Genomic DNA, 14879 nt, shown 5'->3' with positions numbered 1-14879 from the left:
TTGCTTGAATTCTATACGGATACGCCCTCCATGATTACTGTTTTCGGCTCCATCAACATGGACCTCGTCGCCACCGCCAAACGCCTGCCAAAGCCCGGTGAAACCGTGACGGGCGAGACCTTCTCCACGGCCGCCGGCGGCAAGGGAGCCAACCAGGCGTTGGCCGCACGGCGTGCGGGCGCCACGGTCAAGATGGCAGGAGCTGCGGGCGATGACACCTTTGCCGCGCCGGCGCTGACATTGCTGCGCGACGCCGGCACCGATCTCTCACTGGTGAAGACCACGCCCGGCCCTACGGGGACGGCAGTGATCCTTATCGGCGAAGGCGGGGAAAACATGATCTCGGTCATTCCCGCCGCCAATGGTGAAGTCTCCGCATCCGACGCCGCGAAAGCCCTGGCGGAAATGTCGGCAGGCGATATTTTGATGCTGCAGTTCGAGATACCCGCTTCCGCTATCGAAGCGGCGCTGACGGCTGCGAAGGCAAAGCGCGTCACCACCGTCATCAATACTGCGCCACTGACCGCCGATGGGCCGCGCCTCGCAGGCCTTGCCGATATCGTCATCGCCAACGAAACCGAGTTCGAATTGCTGATCGGAAAGAACCGCCTTTCCGGTTCTGAGCGGGAAAACGAACTGAAAGCCCTGCATGACAGGACCGGCCAAACATTGATCGTGACGCTTGGTGCCGATGGCGTGATCGCCATGCGCAACGGCAAGGTTTTCCGGGCTTCCGGCCTCAAGATCGAACCGGTCGATACGGTCGGTGCCGGCGACACATTCTGCGGTTATCTCGCCGCGAGCCTCGATCAGGGTATGGATTTCGAAAGGGCGCTGAAGCGCGCCGCTGTCGCAGGTTCGCTCGCCTGCACCCGCGCTGGCGCGCAGCCTTCCATTCCGCTTGCCGCGGAAGTGGATGCGGCACTCTGAGGGATCAGTCGCTCAACGACGAATGAAGGTGAGATAGGCCGAGCTGCGGCCTTCTCTTTTCGCCTTGTTCTCATAGCGCGTGCCCGGCCAGTTGGCATAGGGCGTGCGCCAGTCATCAGCGCTCGCCGCCGTCCATTCGAAACCGCCATGGCGGGCGCAATGCTGCAGCGTCCAGTTGACGTAGGTATCGATATCGGAAGCGAAGCAGAACTTTCCGCCGGGTTTCAGCACACGATGGAAGCGGGCAAGGTTAACGTCTGAAACGAAACGACGCTTCCAGTGCTTCTTCTTCGGCCACGGGTCAGGATAGAGAAGGTCGATATGATCGATCGATCCCTCGGGCAGCCAGTCCAGCAATTGCGTCGCATCATCGTCGTAAAGGCGGATATTCATCAACTCGCGTTCGCGCACGGCGGCCAGCAGCTTGGCCATGGAATTGACGAAGGGTTCCACGCCGATGAAACCCGTCTCCGGGTTTTCAACCGCGCGGTGGGCGAGATGCTCGCCGCCGCCAAAACCGATCTCCAGACGGATCGACCGCACATCCGCGGGAAAAAGAGCGGCGAGATTTTGCGGCGGGGCGCTTTCCAGATCGATTTTCAGCAAAGGCAACAGGTTCTCGATTGTATCGACCTGCTGATTGCGCAGGGGCTTGCCCTTGCGTCTGCCAAAAAAAGCTTCCGTCGCGCGCGAACGCCGTTCTTCCGTCATCTCATACTCTCAAGAACAAATAGACTTAGCCCGCACAGCGCCAGATGAGGCACTGTGCGGGTTACAAAAGTTGGTGACGGTATCTCTCAATCGCCATCAAATAACAAGCGCGATATCTGGTTGACGCATTTTCCGGACGTAAAACCGCTACGCAATTTTACTGGAAATGCTTCAAGCGCTCAAAGCTTCCTTGAGCGGCTTCACCAGGTCGAGCTTCTCCCAGGAGAAGGAGCCGTCACGGCCTGCCTTGCGGCCGAAATGGCCGTAGGAAGACGTCTTGGCGTAGATCGGCTTGTTGAGATCGAGATGACGGCGAATGCCCGACGGCGAAAGGTCCATGACCTTGCGGATCGCGGCCTCGACCTGATCTTCGCTGACCTTGCCGGTGCCATGCAGATCGACATAGATCGACAGCGGCTGGGCGATGCCGATTGCGTAGGAAATCTGGATCGTGCAGCGCTCGGCAAGGCCGGCAGCCACGACGTTCTTGGCGAGATAACGGGCGGCATAGGCGGCGGAACGGTCGACCTTGGTCGTGTCCTTGCCGGAGAATGCACCGCCGCCATGGGGCGCAGCGCCGCCATAGGTGTCGACGATGATCTTGCGACCCGTCAGGCCGGCGTCACCATCGGGACCGCCGATGACGAACTTGCCGGTCGGGTTGATGTACCACTGGCAATCGTCAGCGATCTTCAGGTCGCCCAGAGCCTCGCGGATATAGGGTTCGACAACGGCGCGAACCTTCTTCGAATCCCAGCTTGCATCGAGATGCTGCGTGGACAGAACGATGGATACGGCTTCCGCCGCCTTGCCGTCACGTAACGAACCGTGACCTGGCTCTTGGCGTCGGGGCCGAGCTTTGCCGCTTCGCCTTCGCCGCTTTTACGGGCGGTAGCGAGCAGCTGCAGGATACGGTGGGAATAATAGATCGGCGCCGGCATGAGGTCCGGCGTTTCCTTGCAGGCGTAACCGAACATGATGCCCTGGTCGCCAGCGCCCTCGTCGCCCTGCTTGTCGGAGGCGTTGTCCACGCCCTGCGCGATGTCTGCAGACTGCGGATGCAGGAGAACGTCGATCTTGGCGGTCTTCCAGTGGAAACCATCCTGCTCGTAGCCGATGTCGCGGATCGCCCTGCGGGCAGCGGACTTGAACTTCGAGGGGTTGATGACCGGATGGCCAGCGGCATCCTTGAGAACCTTGCCGTCCTTGCCCTTCTTCAGAAGCGTATCGGGAACCCGAACCTCACCGGCGATAATGACGCGGTTGGTCGTCGCAAGCGTTTCGCAGGCAATGCGCACGGTCCAGGGATCAACGCCCGTCTTGGCCGCTTCACGATAGATGAGGTCCACGATTTCATCGGAAATACGATCACAAACCTTGTCCGGATGACCCTCGGCCACGGACTCGCTGGTGAACAGATAATTGGCACGCATGCGGGATTCCCCTCAAAGAACGGTCTTGGAGTTTGTTAGTCATTTCGGCCATGAAAAACAAGGACACAACCACATAAATATATCTTTATGTGAGAATTCCTTTCTAATCGGGCACAAAAAAACGGTCCTTGCGGACCGTTGAGTGCCCGGCATCCCGTGCCGGAAATTTTCTGCGCGCGCGGGCTGCGCTTACTCGGCGTCACCTTCGGCGGCGAGCGCCTTGACGAGATCGACGAGACGGCGGCGAACCTTCGGGTCAGCGATCTTTACGAAGGCGCGGTTCAGCTGCAGACCTTCAGCCGAGGACAGAAAGTCGACCACGTAATTGGAGCTCGACGCCTCCGCCATGCCAGGTGTGCCGCCAGCCTGATCGCCGGGTGCATCTTCGAAAAAAAAGGAAACGGGCACATTGAGGATCGCGGAAATATTCTGGAGGCGACTGGCGCCAACGCGGTTCGTGCCTTTTTCATATTTCTGGATTTGCTGAAAGGTAATTCCGAGACTTTCACCCAGCTTCTCCTGGCTCATTCCGAGCATGGTTCTGCGAAGGCGAATTCGGCTTCCGACATGAATGTCGATGGGGTTAGGCTTTTTCTTATTCTCGGTCATCATGCGGTCCTGACACTCGGAAAGGGTTGATATCTCGCTTCATTACTATTCGAAGAAATGAGTCGGCAATTCGACAGCGTCTAAACTTGTTTTACGACTGACGTATTCACTATGCAATTACAGGGGTTCCCGGTCAATTCTGGCGCCGAGCGAAACTCAAGGCGGGAAATACCGCAACGATTATAAAGATAGAAAAAATCAACCAGAAATACGTCCGATGTGTGTCGTAAGTAAATGCGTCGTTTGACCCACCACTCAAAGTGGCGTCAACAATTCCCACCCGACCGTAATCGAGCCCCGCAATAATGCGGCCATAGGGGTCTATGACGGCGGAAATTCCGGTATTGGCACCGCGAATCACCGGCACGCCCGTCTCAACGGCCCGGACTCTCGCCTGCAGAAAATGCTGATAGGGGCCGGGCGTATCGCCGAACCAGCCATCATTGGTCACATTCAGGATAGCGGCCGAGCCGGCCAGCCCCGGCGTCATCTCACCCGGGAAAATGATCTCGTAACAGATGAGAGGATAGAAGGTCTTGCCTGAAGGAAGCGTGAGCGGCGTGCGCGAGGAAGCGGCGGAAAAGCCCCCCGGCAGGGCGATGACATTGTCGATGCCGAATTCCCGCAGGATATCTTCAAAGGGAACATATTCGCCAAAGGGGGTCAGATGCACCTTGTCGGTCGCGCCGATGATCTCGCCCTGGCTGTCGATTGCATAGACCGAATTGTAATAACGCGGCGGGCGGCCTGCCCCCTGATCTTCCATTCTGACGGCGCCGGTGAACAGCACCTGCCCATCCTCGAGCGTTTTGGCGATTTCCGCCAGAGCATCCGGGTTTTGCGTCAGAATGAACGGCACGGAGGTTTCCGGCCAGACGATGATATCAGGGCGTTTTTTCCCTTCGCCCGGCGGCAGAGCAGAGAGCCGCAGATGCTCACCAAAAATCTCCGCCCTATCTGCGTTCAACATCTTGCGTGACTGATCGATGGAAGGCTGCACGATCCGAACGGTCAGTGCGTCTGCGGGCAATTCCGCTGGCATCTGGAGACGGTAGAAGCCATAACCGAAATGGCCGGCCAGCAGCAGCCCCGCCAAGGCGAGACCCGGCCACATGCCTTTTTTCGTGCCTATCAGCGCCGGCGAGGCGAAGATGAAAACCGCAAGCGTCGTTATACTGAAAAGGCCAAGCAGATGTGCCGACTGCATCATGATCGGGATGGGCATGATGCCATAGCCGATGGCGTTCCAGGGAAAGCCGGTGGCCAGGAAGCTGCGCAGCCATTCCGAAAAGCCGAATGCGGCAGCAAGGGCAGCGATACGGCCGAGGCCCTCCGACCAGAGGAGATTGGCTGCGGCAACCGCAAAACCGTAAAACAACGCCAAAAAAGCGGGAAGGCCAAGAATGGCGAGCGGCAGCGCCCACGCGAATTCATCGGCCTCCAGCAGGAGAGCATTGCCGAGCCACCACAGGCCCGCGACGAAGTAACCGAGCCCGAAACACCAGCCGATGCCGAAGGCCGGCAGGATGCGGCTGAAGAGGCCGCCGCCCGGTTTTCCGGTGCAGCCATCCACGAGCCAGACAAGCAGAGTGAAAGAGAAAAACAGCGCCGCGAAAAAGCCGAATGGAGGCAAAGCGAGCGCCCCGACCGCACCTGCGGCAATCGCCATAACTGCGCGGCTCATGCCGCCGGCCAGCATTACCCTGCCTGCAAGACGCTCCATGCCATCTCCGTTTATGCGCGTCCGGAAAAGCCCGCCGCCGGCAAGGCCGCGCCACGGAATTTCCCCTCAGACCCGACGTAAAGGAAAAAAGATTCGCAGTCCACAGGAGGCATGGCGACCGAAGCGCCATGTGTTCTTTTCGACGCCGAACACGGGCATTCATACCTGTCGGATTGATATGTCGAAAGGTGGAAGCGACGGGGAAAAACCCCGTCGACCTTTCTTAATCGGCGTTCTGCTGGTGCGTGATAAGGCGAACATCCGGCGCAGGCAGCGCAATCACCTCATTGGCGCCCGCTTCGCCCGGAGCGCGATCATCCTCACCTTCGGAGCCGTGATCCCGGACGATACGAACGCCTTTGATACGCCTGCTATCGGCATCGAGGATCTGGAACTCGAAACCGGGCACGGCCCTGACCACCTCGCCCTTGGCCGGAATGCGGCCTAGCGCGAAGAAGATGAGACCGCCAAGCGTATCGATTTCCTCCAGATGTTCACGAACATCGAATTCCGGCCCGATCGCCTCGGCAAGTTCGGTGAGTTCCGCGCGTGCATCCGCGACAAGCACATCGGCGGAAAGACGGGAGAACATCGCCTCGTCCTTGTCGTGCTCGTCATCGATGTCACCCACGACCATCTCGACGATATCCTCATGGCTGACGAGACCGTCGGTGCCGCCATATTCATCGATCACCAGCGCAAGCTGGGTTCTCTGGGCCTGCATCGTCTTCAAAAGGTCAGAGGCCAGCATGGAGGGCGGTGCGAAAAGAATTTTGCGCACCAGCCCGGCAGCGGCGACCGTCTGCTCCAGATCGACACGTGCCAGGTCGAAATTCGGCCGCGGTGAACGTGGCGCCTTCACCTCACCGTAAGCGACGCTTCGCGAACCGGCCCGGCGTTTGTTGCGGGCCTGCTTGGCGACATAGGCCAGCAGATCGCGAATGTGGATCATGCCCTTCGGATTATCCAGCGTCTCGTCATAGACCGGCATGCGGGAACGCCCGGTTTCCTCGAAGAGGATCAGCGCATCGCCAATCGTCATATTCTCATCGAGACCGTCGATGTCCACACGCGGGATCATGATATCTTCGACCCGAACCTCGCGGAAACGCAGGATATTGTTGAGCATCGCCCGTTCTTCGGGCGAAAAGGCCGCACCGATTTCGGTGTCGTCCATCAGCGCGTCGGTCAAATCCTCGCGCAGGCGCTCGCCCTGTGACGGTTTCAGCAACCGCGCGATGCGCGACCAGATCGTCGATCTCGGCTTTGCAGTGAAGTCTTGACGTAAGTGACTACTGCCCTCCTCCGAAGAGGACTGCTCGCCGTTTTCTCTGCCCTCACTGGCAGGTCGTGCAGAATGTTCGTTCATGGCTCCAGACAATATTTAAAGCGGTTCCTGACCCGCGTAAGGATCAGATAGGCCAAGCACCGCCAAAATGCGAGTCTCAAGCGACTCCATTTCTTCCGCTTCTTCCTCGTCCATGTGGTCGTAACCGAACAAATGCAGGAACCCATGAACGAGCAGATGGGTCAGATGATCCCCGAAACTCTTCTCAAGTTCAAGGGCCTCGCGTTCAACCGTCTCGCGCGCGATGACGATATCGCCCAGCATGGGGCCCGGCATTCCGCCCGGCTCCAGCGGAAAAGCCGGGAAAGACAGGACATTGGTTGCCTTGTCCTTGTCGCGCCACTCAGCGTTGATTTCGCGAATATTTTCGTCGTCGGTAAAGACCAGCGACAGTTCCACCGGCATTTTCGGGAAGGGTTGGTCCTCTTCCCGATTCAGGAAATCGACCGCTGCATCCAGTACCCTGGTGGCAAAAGCAGCCAAGTCCTCTTCCGAGGACCAGCCTTCGGCCTCGACGCTGATTTGAATATCCAAAGCTGTCATTGCTTTACGTCAGCTGCCCTTCACGAGGCTTTCATCCGGCACGGCCGTGTGGGATTCGTAAGCCCGGACGATACGCGCCACCATCGGATGACGAACGACATCGACATCCTTGAAGCGTACGACGGACACGCCTTCCACATCGCCAAGGATTTGCAGGGCCTCGACAAGACCGGATTTCACGCCGCGCGGCAAATCCACCTGGCTCGGGTCGCCGGTCACGATCATGCGGCCGTTCTCGCCAAGGCGGGTCAGGAACATCTTCATCTGCATGGTCGTGGTATTCTGGGCTTCGTCCAGAATGACGGCGGCATTGGCCAGCGTGCGGCCGCGCATGAAGGCCAGCGGCGCGATTTCGATGACGCCCGCCTGAATGGCGCGCTCCACCTTGTCGCCCGGCATCATGTCATAAAGCGCGTCATAAAGCGGACGCAGATAAGGATCGACCTTTTCCTTCATGTCGCCCGGCAGGAAGCCCAGGCGCTCACCCGCTTCGACGGCGGGGCGCGACAGGATGATGCGGTCAACCGCGCCGCGCTCCAGAAGCTGCGCCGCATGAGCGACGGCAAGATAGGTCTTGCCGGTACCGGCGGGGCCGACGCCAAAAACCAGTTCAGATTGCTCCAGTGCCCGCATGTAGACGTCCTGCGTCGGCGTGCGGGCAGCGATGGTCTTCTTGCGGGTGGAAATCTGCGCCATGGAAATCTTCGCCTTGCGTTCCATCGTCGGCAAGGTCAGCTGGTCGTCTGCGGCCATGGCCATGCGGATCGCGCCCTCCACGTCGGAAACCTCGGCGGTTCCGCCCTTGAGCAGCCGTTCATAAAGGAAATCCAGCGCCCGACGGGCCTGATTGGTGGCAACGACATCGCCAGTGATGGCAACGGAATTGCCGCGCGGGCGAGCGTCGATATTGAGGCGCTGTTCCAGAAGCTTCAGGTTCTGATCGAACTGACCGAATAGCTCTCCCGCTATCCTGTTATTCTCGAACGTGAGGACGAAGTGATTGGCGTCGGTCGCGGCTTGGCGTGGCTGGCGCGATGAATTTGATACCAATTCGTGTGCGTTCAAGCGGTCAGGCTCCTGTCCCAATCAGTGTCGGCTCCTCACTCTAACTCCCTGCCACCTCGGCAAACAAGCTGTTTGGACCCGTTGCGGTGATTCGTACATTAACAATGTCACCGATTTTCAAAGTCTTTGCATCAAGATTCACGGATTGCAGCCATGGAGAGCGACCTATCAACTGCTCAGGCATGCGGCCGGGCTTTTCCAGCAGCACATCCATGGTTTTTCCGACCAGCGATTCCGCAAATTCCTTCTGCTGCCGCAGCAACAGGGCCTGCAATCTTTCCAGTCGCTCGGCCTTCACCTCTTCCGCAACCTGATCGGTGAGATCGGCTCCCGGCGTGCCGGGGCGGGTGGAATATTTGAACGAGAAGGCCTGCGCATATTTCACCGTCTCGACCATCGCCATCGTATCTTCGAAATCGCGATCCGTCTCACCGGGGAAACCGACAATAAAGTCTCCCGACATGGCAATATCAGGGCGGGCGGCGCGGATTTTTTCGATAAGCTGGATATATTCCTCACCCGTATGGCGACGGTTCATCGCTTTCAGAATGCGGTCCGAACCGGACTGCACCGGCAGATGCAGATAGGGCATCAGGAGGCGCAGATCGCGATGCGCGCCGATCAGGCGCTCGTCCATGTCGCGCGGATGGCTAGTGGTGTAACGAAGCCGTGCGAGGCCGGGAATTTCCGCCAGCCGGTAAAGCAGTTCGGCCAGACCCCATTTCTCGCCCTTCGGGCCTTCGCCCTGCCAGGCATTCACATTCTGGCCCAGCAGCGTGATCTCGCGCACGCCGGCATCGACGAGCTTCATCGCCTCATCGACGATCTGGCGCACGGGGCGGGAGACTTCCGAACCGCGCGTATAGGGCACGACACAGAAGGTACAGAACTTGTCGCAACCTTCCTGCACCGTCAGAAACGCTGTTACGCCGCGCGTGCGCAGCGTCGCCTTTTCGGCAACAGGCAGGTGCTCGAACTTGTCCTCGACCGCATATTCGGTCTCGATGACACGCTCGCCGCCGCGCACCCGCTTCAGGGCGTCCGGCAGGCGATGATAGGTCTGCGGGCCGATGACGACATCAACGGCGGGCGCACGGCGAAGGATTTCCTCGCCTTCCGCCTGCGCCACGCAGCCGGCAACGCCGATCATGAATTCGCGGCCCTGCTCTTCGCGCGATTTTTTCATGTCGCGCAGGCGGCCAAGCGCCGAATAGACCTTTTCAGCCGCCTTTTCGCGGATATGACAGGTGTTCAACAGCACCAGATCCGCCTCGCCCATATCCTCCGTCTGAACGTAACCGTCCTTCGCCAGCGCATCGCTCATACGGACGGAATCGTAGACGTTCATCTGACAGCCATAGGTCTTGATGAAGACCTTCCGGCTGTTCGAACCCTCGCGGGCGATCATGGGTGGGGCGTCAAGGCCAAGCGTTTCCTGGGTCATGGCGGCTATCTAGTGTTTTTCACGGCCAGATTAAACAGAAAAATGCCGGAAAAGCTACGATCTCGCTAATTCCGCCAGCCGCCGCGCAGGCTGAAGGCCAGCATGGAGCGGATGGAGGCGGCGATATCGGTCGCCAGGCGCTTGCGGTTATCCGTGCTGTGAAACGGAACGCTGTCACCGAATGTCACGTCGACATCGATGGCGCCGGCCCTGATGATGCCGAGCAGATGCGGCACGAGCGTGATGCTGCCCGGCCAGGCGGCGATGACGCGATGGTAACGCCCCATGGCCATGCCCTGCACCCTAGTATAGGCGATGGCGACCGGCTGCACATAAACCAGCTTGCCCGGAACCTGTTCAGCGGCGGTGGAGGCCGCACCGAACAGCGAGGATTTGACGGCAAGCATGCGGTTGCCGTCCGAGGTGGTGCCTTCAGGAAACAAAACGACAATCTCGCCATCGGCCATGCGGCTGGCGATCTCGCTCACCTGCGCGCCGGTGCTGCGTTTTTGCTCACGCTGAACGAAGATGCTTTTCTGCAAGCGGGCGAGCCAGCCGAAAACCGGCCAGTCCCGCACCTCCGTCTTGGCGATGAACACCACGTCGGCAATGCTGCCAAGAACGAGAATGTCCTTCCACGAGGCGTGATTGACCGCAAGCATCAGCGGTTTCGCCCGCTCCACATCGCCGTGCACATGCACCCGGATGCCGAGAACATGGCAGGCGATGCGGTGCCAGAGGCGGGGAATGCGACGGCGAAGCCGCCAGTCGAAGGCAAGGCCCAGCAGTTGAAGCGGCAGCAAGACAAGCGTGACGATCAGGAGAACGACCGCGATATAGGCTGTCCGGAGCCACATCATGATTGGAACGCCCGTCTGCTCACCGGTGTCTCAGTGTTCGCCAGGCTTCAACGGCACGCCGTAAAGTTCCAGCCGGTGATCCACGAGCTTGAAGCCGTGTTCCCTAGCGATCTTTTCCTGAAGGGCCTCGATCTCGGCCGAATGAAATTCGATGACCACGCCGTTCTTCAGGTCGATCAGGTGATCGTGATGTTCCTCGGGCACGGTCTCATAGCGCGAACGGCCGTCGCGAAAATCGTGACGCTCGATGATGCCGGCATCCTCGAACAGCTTCACCGTCCTGTAGACGGTGGAAATCGAGATGCGCGGATCCACGGCGGAGGAACGGCGGTAAAGCTCCTCGACATCGGGATGGTCGGCTGACTCCTGAAGGACGCGGGCGATGACACGGCGTTGATCCGTCATCCGCATGCCGCGTTCGGCACAAAGCTCCTCCAGCGTTTTCGAAAGGTCTGTCACGTCTTCTGGCCTTTTGAGAATTCCGGTTTGCGGCTTTCGCCGAAAAAATGCCTGTCGCAGGGAACTAGCGAAGATCGCGGCGCATGACAAGCGCCGTCGACTTCGTTCCATCCTTTGCGGTGTAATAGGCCTTGCGTTCCGCGACGGTTTTGAAGCCTAGCTTCCTGTAAAGCCCCAGCGCGGAGGCATTATTATTATCCACCTCAAGAAACATGGTTTCGGCGCCGCGCATCATCGCCTCGCGGATGGCCGACTGCATCAGACGCCAGCCGAGACCGGCGCGTGCAAACTTGTCGGCCACGGCAACGGTCAGGATTTCCGCTTCGCCCGCCACTTCCCGCGCCAGCACGAAACCACCGAGCGGCTTGCTGAAAAAGGCGTTGGTCTGGCGTGCGACAGCACCGAAAACAGCCCCTTGCGTCAGCAGCCCGGAAAACTCCCCGTCGTTCCAAGGGCGCGGAAAGCGCAGCGCATGCAGCTCCGCCACCGCGGCGCAATCCTCATGCTGCATCGGCACGATCTCGAAATAGGGCTTCCAGCTCAGGTATTCGTCAAACATAGCAAGAATCGGGCATAGCAAGAATCGGGCATCACAGGAATCATTCGCACAGGCTGACGAATGCCCTATCAGGCAACGCCCTGACGTGCCAGCGCAAAACCGGTTTGCGGCCGGGCATCCGGCCCGCGCAGATAAAGCGGCGCGGGTTTCGGCTGGCCAGCCGGCTTGCGCGCAGCAGCACGCGCGACCGAGGCAATCGGGAAGTGATCCGGTCCCGAACCCGCCTCCAGCCCCGCCAAAAGCGGCGCGGCTGAACCGATGACGGCGCCATCGAAACCGGTAGTGACCGTTTTGGCGTCGTCCAGAGACAGAAGCGCGGCATCGCGCAGCGGCGATCCATCCGCACCGAATGTCTGGAGATAGGCTTCGCCGCGTTTGGCATCCAGCCCGACGGCCACGGGCCGGCCGGGATTTGCTAGCAGATGATGAAGCGCCAGCGTTTCAAGCGTGGTGACGCCCACGGCCTCGACGCCGAGCGACAGGGCAAAGCCGCGCGCGGCGGCGACCCCGACGCGGATACCGGTGAAAGACCCCGGCCCGATGGTCACGGCGATGCGCCAGACATTCCGGAGCGACAGTTGCGCCTGCTCCAGAGCACCGTCGATCACCGCCATCAACCTTTCGGCATGGCCCTTGCCGATCGTTTCGCATACCTCGCCGAGCACCCTGTCGGAGGCGCTGTCATAAACGCAGGCGGAACAATCCACACCTGAGGTGTCGAGTGCGAGAACAATCATGATGGCCTGGCTTGCGCTTTTATACCGCTTCGACTTCGCGCACTTCCGGCACGAAATGGCGAAGAAGATTCTGAACGCCATGCTTCAGCGTGGCGGTGGAGGACGGGCAACCTGAGCAGGCGCCCTTCATGTTCAGGAACACCGTGCCGTCGCGGAAACCGCGGAAGGTGATGTCGCCGCCATCCTGCGCCACGGCGGGGCGGACGCGGGTTTCCAGCAGTTCCTTGATGGTGGCGACGATGGTTTCGTCACCTTCTTCGAAGAACTCGCCTTCCTCATCCGACACTTCGGCCGCAATCGCGGTGCCCATGATCGGGCGGCCGGACATGAAATGTTCCATGATGGAGCCGAGAATGGCAGGCTTCAGATGCTGCCATTCCGCGCCGTCCTTGGTGACGGTGATGAAATCGAACCCGAAATAAACGCCGGTCACGCCCGGAATGGTGAAGAGGCGTTCCGCCAGTGGCGAAGCCTGCGCCTGCGACGGGTTGAGAAACTCAGCCGTACCGCTTTCCAGCACCACCTTGCCCGGCAGGAACTTCAGCGTCGTCGGGTTCGGCGTGGCTTCCGTCTGAATGAACATCGTCTGTCTCCTTCGAGGTCGCCGTTCACGCCCCGCAATTTAGAACTTTTCCAAAAAATACGCCCGGCGAAGCTTCACTTCAAGCCCTGACATGATAATTACATTCAAGAAATCGTCAGCCCCTAAATCTTGTCCGGGACCCGGATCAGCAGAGCGCGTCGATTTCCTCATCCGACAGCGTATCCGGCAGCACGGTGACGGGAATGGGAAAGGCTGCCCCGCGTCCGGCGATGGAGGAAACAAGCGGTCCCGGCCCTTCCTTCGTCGAGCCTGCTGCCAGAACGAGAATCGCGATATCGCGGTCTTCCTCGATCAGCCCGTGGATCTGCTCGGTGGCGCTGCCTTCGCGGATCACCGCTTCCGGCTCGATGCCGATGGTCTCGCGCACCTTCTGGGCGATCTTGGCAAGCGTGGCTTCCGCCTCCTCACGCGCCTCGGCCCGCATGATCTGTTCGACACCCAGCCATTGCTGGAAATCGCCTTCCGGGATCATGTAGAGCAGCACCAGCCCGCCATTGGAGTTCTTGGCGCGACGACCGGCATAGTGCACGGCCCTTTCGCATTCCGGTGTGTCATCGATAACAGCGAGAAATTTGCGACGATGCCCTTCCAGACGCGACAGCCGTTTTGAAACCATTCCGCACTCCCTCAATCCGCCGTGATCCGAGAAACCGCCCGACGGTTCGGGCGGAGATTATATCAAATCACGGCAGGCGCAAACCGCCCGCCGCATTCGCGCAGCAGCGACCTGTCAGCGCAGGAAGCCGATAATGTCGCGCACTTCGTTCATCGTCTTTTCGGCAATGGTGCGCGCCCGCTCGCCACCCTGTTTGAGGATGGCGTCGATATGGGTCGGGTCATCGAGAAGACGGCGCATCTCGTTGTTGACGGGGGCCAGAACATTGACGGCAAGCTCGACGAGGGCCGGCTTGAAGGCCGAGAACTGCTGTCCGCCGAATTCGGAAAGAACATCCGCCTTGGTCCTGTCGGAAAGCGCGGCATAGATGCCGACGAGGTTTTCGGCCTCGGGACGGCCCTTCAGGCCTTCGACTTCGCTCGGCAGCGCGTCTGGGTCGGTCTTCGCCTTCTTGATCTTCTTCGAGATCGCGTCGACATCGTCCATCAGGTTGATGCGCGACAGATCGGAGGGATCGGACTTCGACATTTTCTTGGTGCCGTCCTTGAGCGACATCACGCGTGGCGCCGGACCGCCGATCAGCGGCTCCACCATCGGAAAATAGGCGTGCACCGGCTCATCGCCGACTGTGATATCGAGCCCGAGACCCGCCTTGCGGATATGATCGCCGAAATCGATGTTGAATTTCTGGGCGATATCGCGGGCAAGTTCCAGATGCTGCTTCTGGTCGTCTCCAACAGGAACATGCGTGGCGCGATAGACGAGAATGTCGGCAGCCATCAGGCTCGGATAGGCCAGCAGGCCGAGCGACACCTGCTCGGCGTTCTTGCCGGACTTATCCTTGAACTGCGTCATGCGCTCCATCCAGCCGATGCGCGCCACGCAGTTGAACACCCATGCGAGTTCCGCATGCTGCGGCACGGCCGACTGGTTGAAGACGATATGTTTTACGGGATCGATGCCCGAGGCGATGAAGGCGGCCGCAATCGAGCGGGTCTGCGCCTTCAGGTCCGTATGAACGAGCTGGGCGGTGATGGCATGCATGTCAACGACGCAATAGATGCAGTCGTTATCTTCCTGCAGCGCCACGAATTTGCGGATCGCGCCAAGATAATTACCGAGATGCAGATTGCCGGTCGGCTGGACGCCCGAGAAAACCAGCGGCTTGAATGCGTTCATTGTCGTCCTCGAAAAGGCTTGTGGAGGGCCCCGCCCCATGGTTGGAATTGCACGCGCGC

Annotated in this window: 15 protein-coding genes and 1 pseudogene; 1 reads left to right on the top strand and 15 read right to left on the bottom strand. The window is 59.7% G+C overall.

Annotation, left to right across the window (positions count from 1 at the left end; all coding sequences use genetic code 11):
• The first annotated feature begins 30 nt into the window (after window positions 1-30).
• Window positions 31-930, top strand: coding sequence for a ribokinase (locus tag L901_RS18305; protein WP_059759506.1), 900 nt, complete (start codon window positions 31-33; stop codon window positions 928-930).
• A gap of 12 nt (window positions 931-942) precedes the next feature.
• Here the strand turns inward: L901_RS18305 and trmB are convergent, their stop codons facing one another.
• The 15 genes and pseudogenes from trmB to trpS form a co-directional block, all read right to left on the bottom strand.
• Entirely contained in the window at window positions 943-1641 is a 699-nt protein-coding gene (gene trmB, locus L901_RS18300) for a tRNA (guanosine(46)-N7)-methyltransferase TrmB (protein WP_059759371.1), read from the bottom strand.
• Between the two features lie 171 nt (window positions 1642-1812).
• Window positions 1813-3074, bottom strand: a pseudogene (metK, locus tag L901_RS18295) (methionine adenosyltransferase).
• A 189-nt stretch (window positions 3075-3263) separates the two neighbouring features.
• Entirely contained in the window at window positions 3264-3683 is a 420-nt protein-coding gene (locus tag L901_RS18290; RefSeq protein ID WP_003520055.1) for a helix-turn-helix domain-containing protein, read from the bottom strand.
• Window positions 3684-3816: 133 nt separating this feature from the next.
• Window positions 3817-5406 (bottom strand): apolipoprotein N-acyltransferase, encoded by a 1590-nt coding sequence (lnt, locus tag L901_RS18285; protein WP_059759369.1) that lies wholly within the window; start codon window positions 5404-5406, stop codon window positions 3817-3819.
• 223 nt (window positions 5407-5629) lie between these two features.
• A complete protein-coding gene (locus L901_RS18280) occupies window positions 5630-6775 on the bottom strand; it encodes a hemolysin family protein (protein ID WP_020812443.1) in 1146 nt (381 codons plus the stop codon).
• Between the two features lie 15 nt (window positions 6776-6790).
• Window positions 6791-7297: an rRNA maturation RNase YbeY gene (ybeY, locus tag L901_RS18275; protein WP_059759366.1), complete on the bottom strand. Its 507-nt coding sequence runs from the start codon at window positions 7295-7297 to the stop codon at window positions 6791-6793.
• Window positions 7298-7306: 9 nt separating this feature from the next.
• The gene (locus tag L901_RS18270) at window positions 7307-8362 is read right to left on the bottom strand and encodes a PhoH family protein (protein WP_020812441.1); all 1056 of its coding nucleotides are present in this window, start codon (window positions 8360-8362) and stop codon (window positions 7307-7309) included.
• A 40-nt stretch (window positions 8363-8402) separates the two neighbouring features.
• Complete coding sequence (gene miaB / locus L901_RS18265) at window positions 8403-9806, bottom strand: tRNA (N6-isopentenyl adenosine(37)-C2)-methylthiotransferase MiaB (RefSeq protein ID WP_059759364.1); 1404 nt, start codon at window positions 9804-9806, stop codon at window positions 8403-8405.
• A gap of 65 nt (window positions 9807-9871) precedes the next feature.
• On the bottom strand, window positions 9872-10666 hold the full coding sequence (locus L901_RS18260) for a 1-acyl-sn-glycerol-3-phosphate acyltransferase (RefSeq protein ID WP_059759361.1): 795 nt from the start codon (window positions 10664-10666) through the stop codon (window positions 9872-9874).
• 30 nt (window positions 10667-10696) lie between these two features.
• Window positions 10697-11125: a Fur family transcriptional regulator gene (locus tag L901_RS18255; RefSeq protein ID WP_003503749.1), complete on the bottom strand. Its 429-nt coding sequence runs from the start codon at window positions 11123-11125 to the stop codon at window positions 10697-10699.
• 64 nt (window positions 11126-11189) lie between these two features.
• Window positions 11190-11684: a GNAT family N-acetyltransferase gene (locus L901_RS18250; protein ID WP_059759360.1), complete on the bottom strand. Its 495-nt coding sequence runs from the start codon at window positions 11682-11684 to the stop codon at window positions 11190-11192.
• A 68-nt stretch (window positions 11685-11752) separates the two neighbouring features.
• On the bottom strand, window positions 11753-12421 hold the full coding sequence (tsaB, locus tag L901_RS18245; RefSeq protein ID WP_059759357.1) for a tRNA (adenosine(37)-N6)-threonylcarbamoyltransferase complex dimerization subunit type 1 TsaB: 669 nt from the start codon (window positions 12419-12421) through the stop codon (window positions 11753-11755).
• Between the two features lie 19 nt (window positions 12422-12440).
• Window positions 12441-13004 carry a NifU family protein gene (locus L901_RS18240; RefSeq protein ID WP_059759355.1) on the bottom strand — a complete coding sequence of 188 codons (564 nt, stop codon included), beginning with the start codon at window positions 13002-13004 and terminating at the stop codon, window positions 12441-12443.
• Between the two features lie 145 nt (window positions 13005-13149).
• Window positions 13150-13641 carry a universal stress protein gene (locus tag L901_RS18235; RefSeq protein WP_003503758.1) on the bottom strand — a complete coding sequence of 164 codons (492 nt, stop codon included), beginning with the start codon at window positions 13639-13641 and terminating at the stop codon, window positions 13150-13152.
• Between the two features lie 114 nt (window positions 13642-13755).
• Complete coding sequence (gene trpS / locus L901_RS18230) at window positions 13756-14820, bottom strand: tryptophan--tRNA ligase (protein WP_059759352.1); 1065 nt, start codon at window positions 14818-14820, stop codon at window positions 13756-13758.
• Window positions 14821-14879: the final 59 nt, after the last annotated feature.

The organism is Agrobacterium sp. D14 (assembly GCF_001526505.1).
Classification (GTDB): Bacteria; Pseudomonadota; Alphaproteobacteria; order Rhizobiales; family Rhizobiaceae; genus Agrobacterium; species Agrobacterium leguminum.
This window is presented reverse-complemented; position numbering and strand designations above follow the sequence as displayed.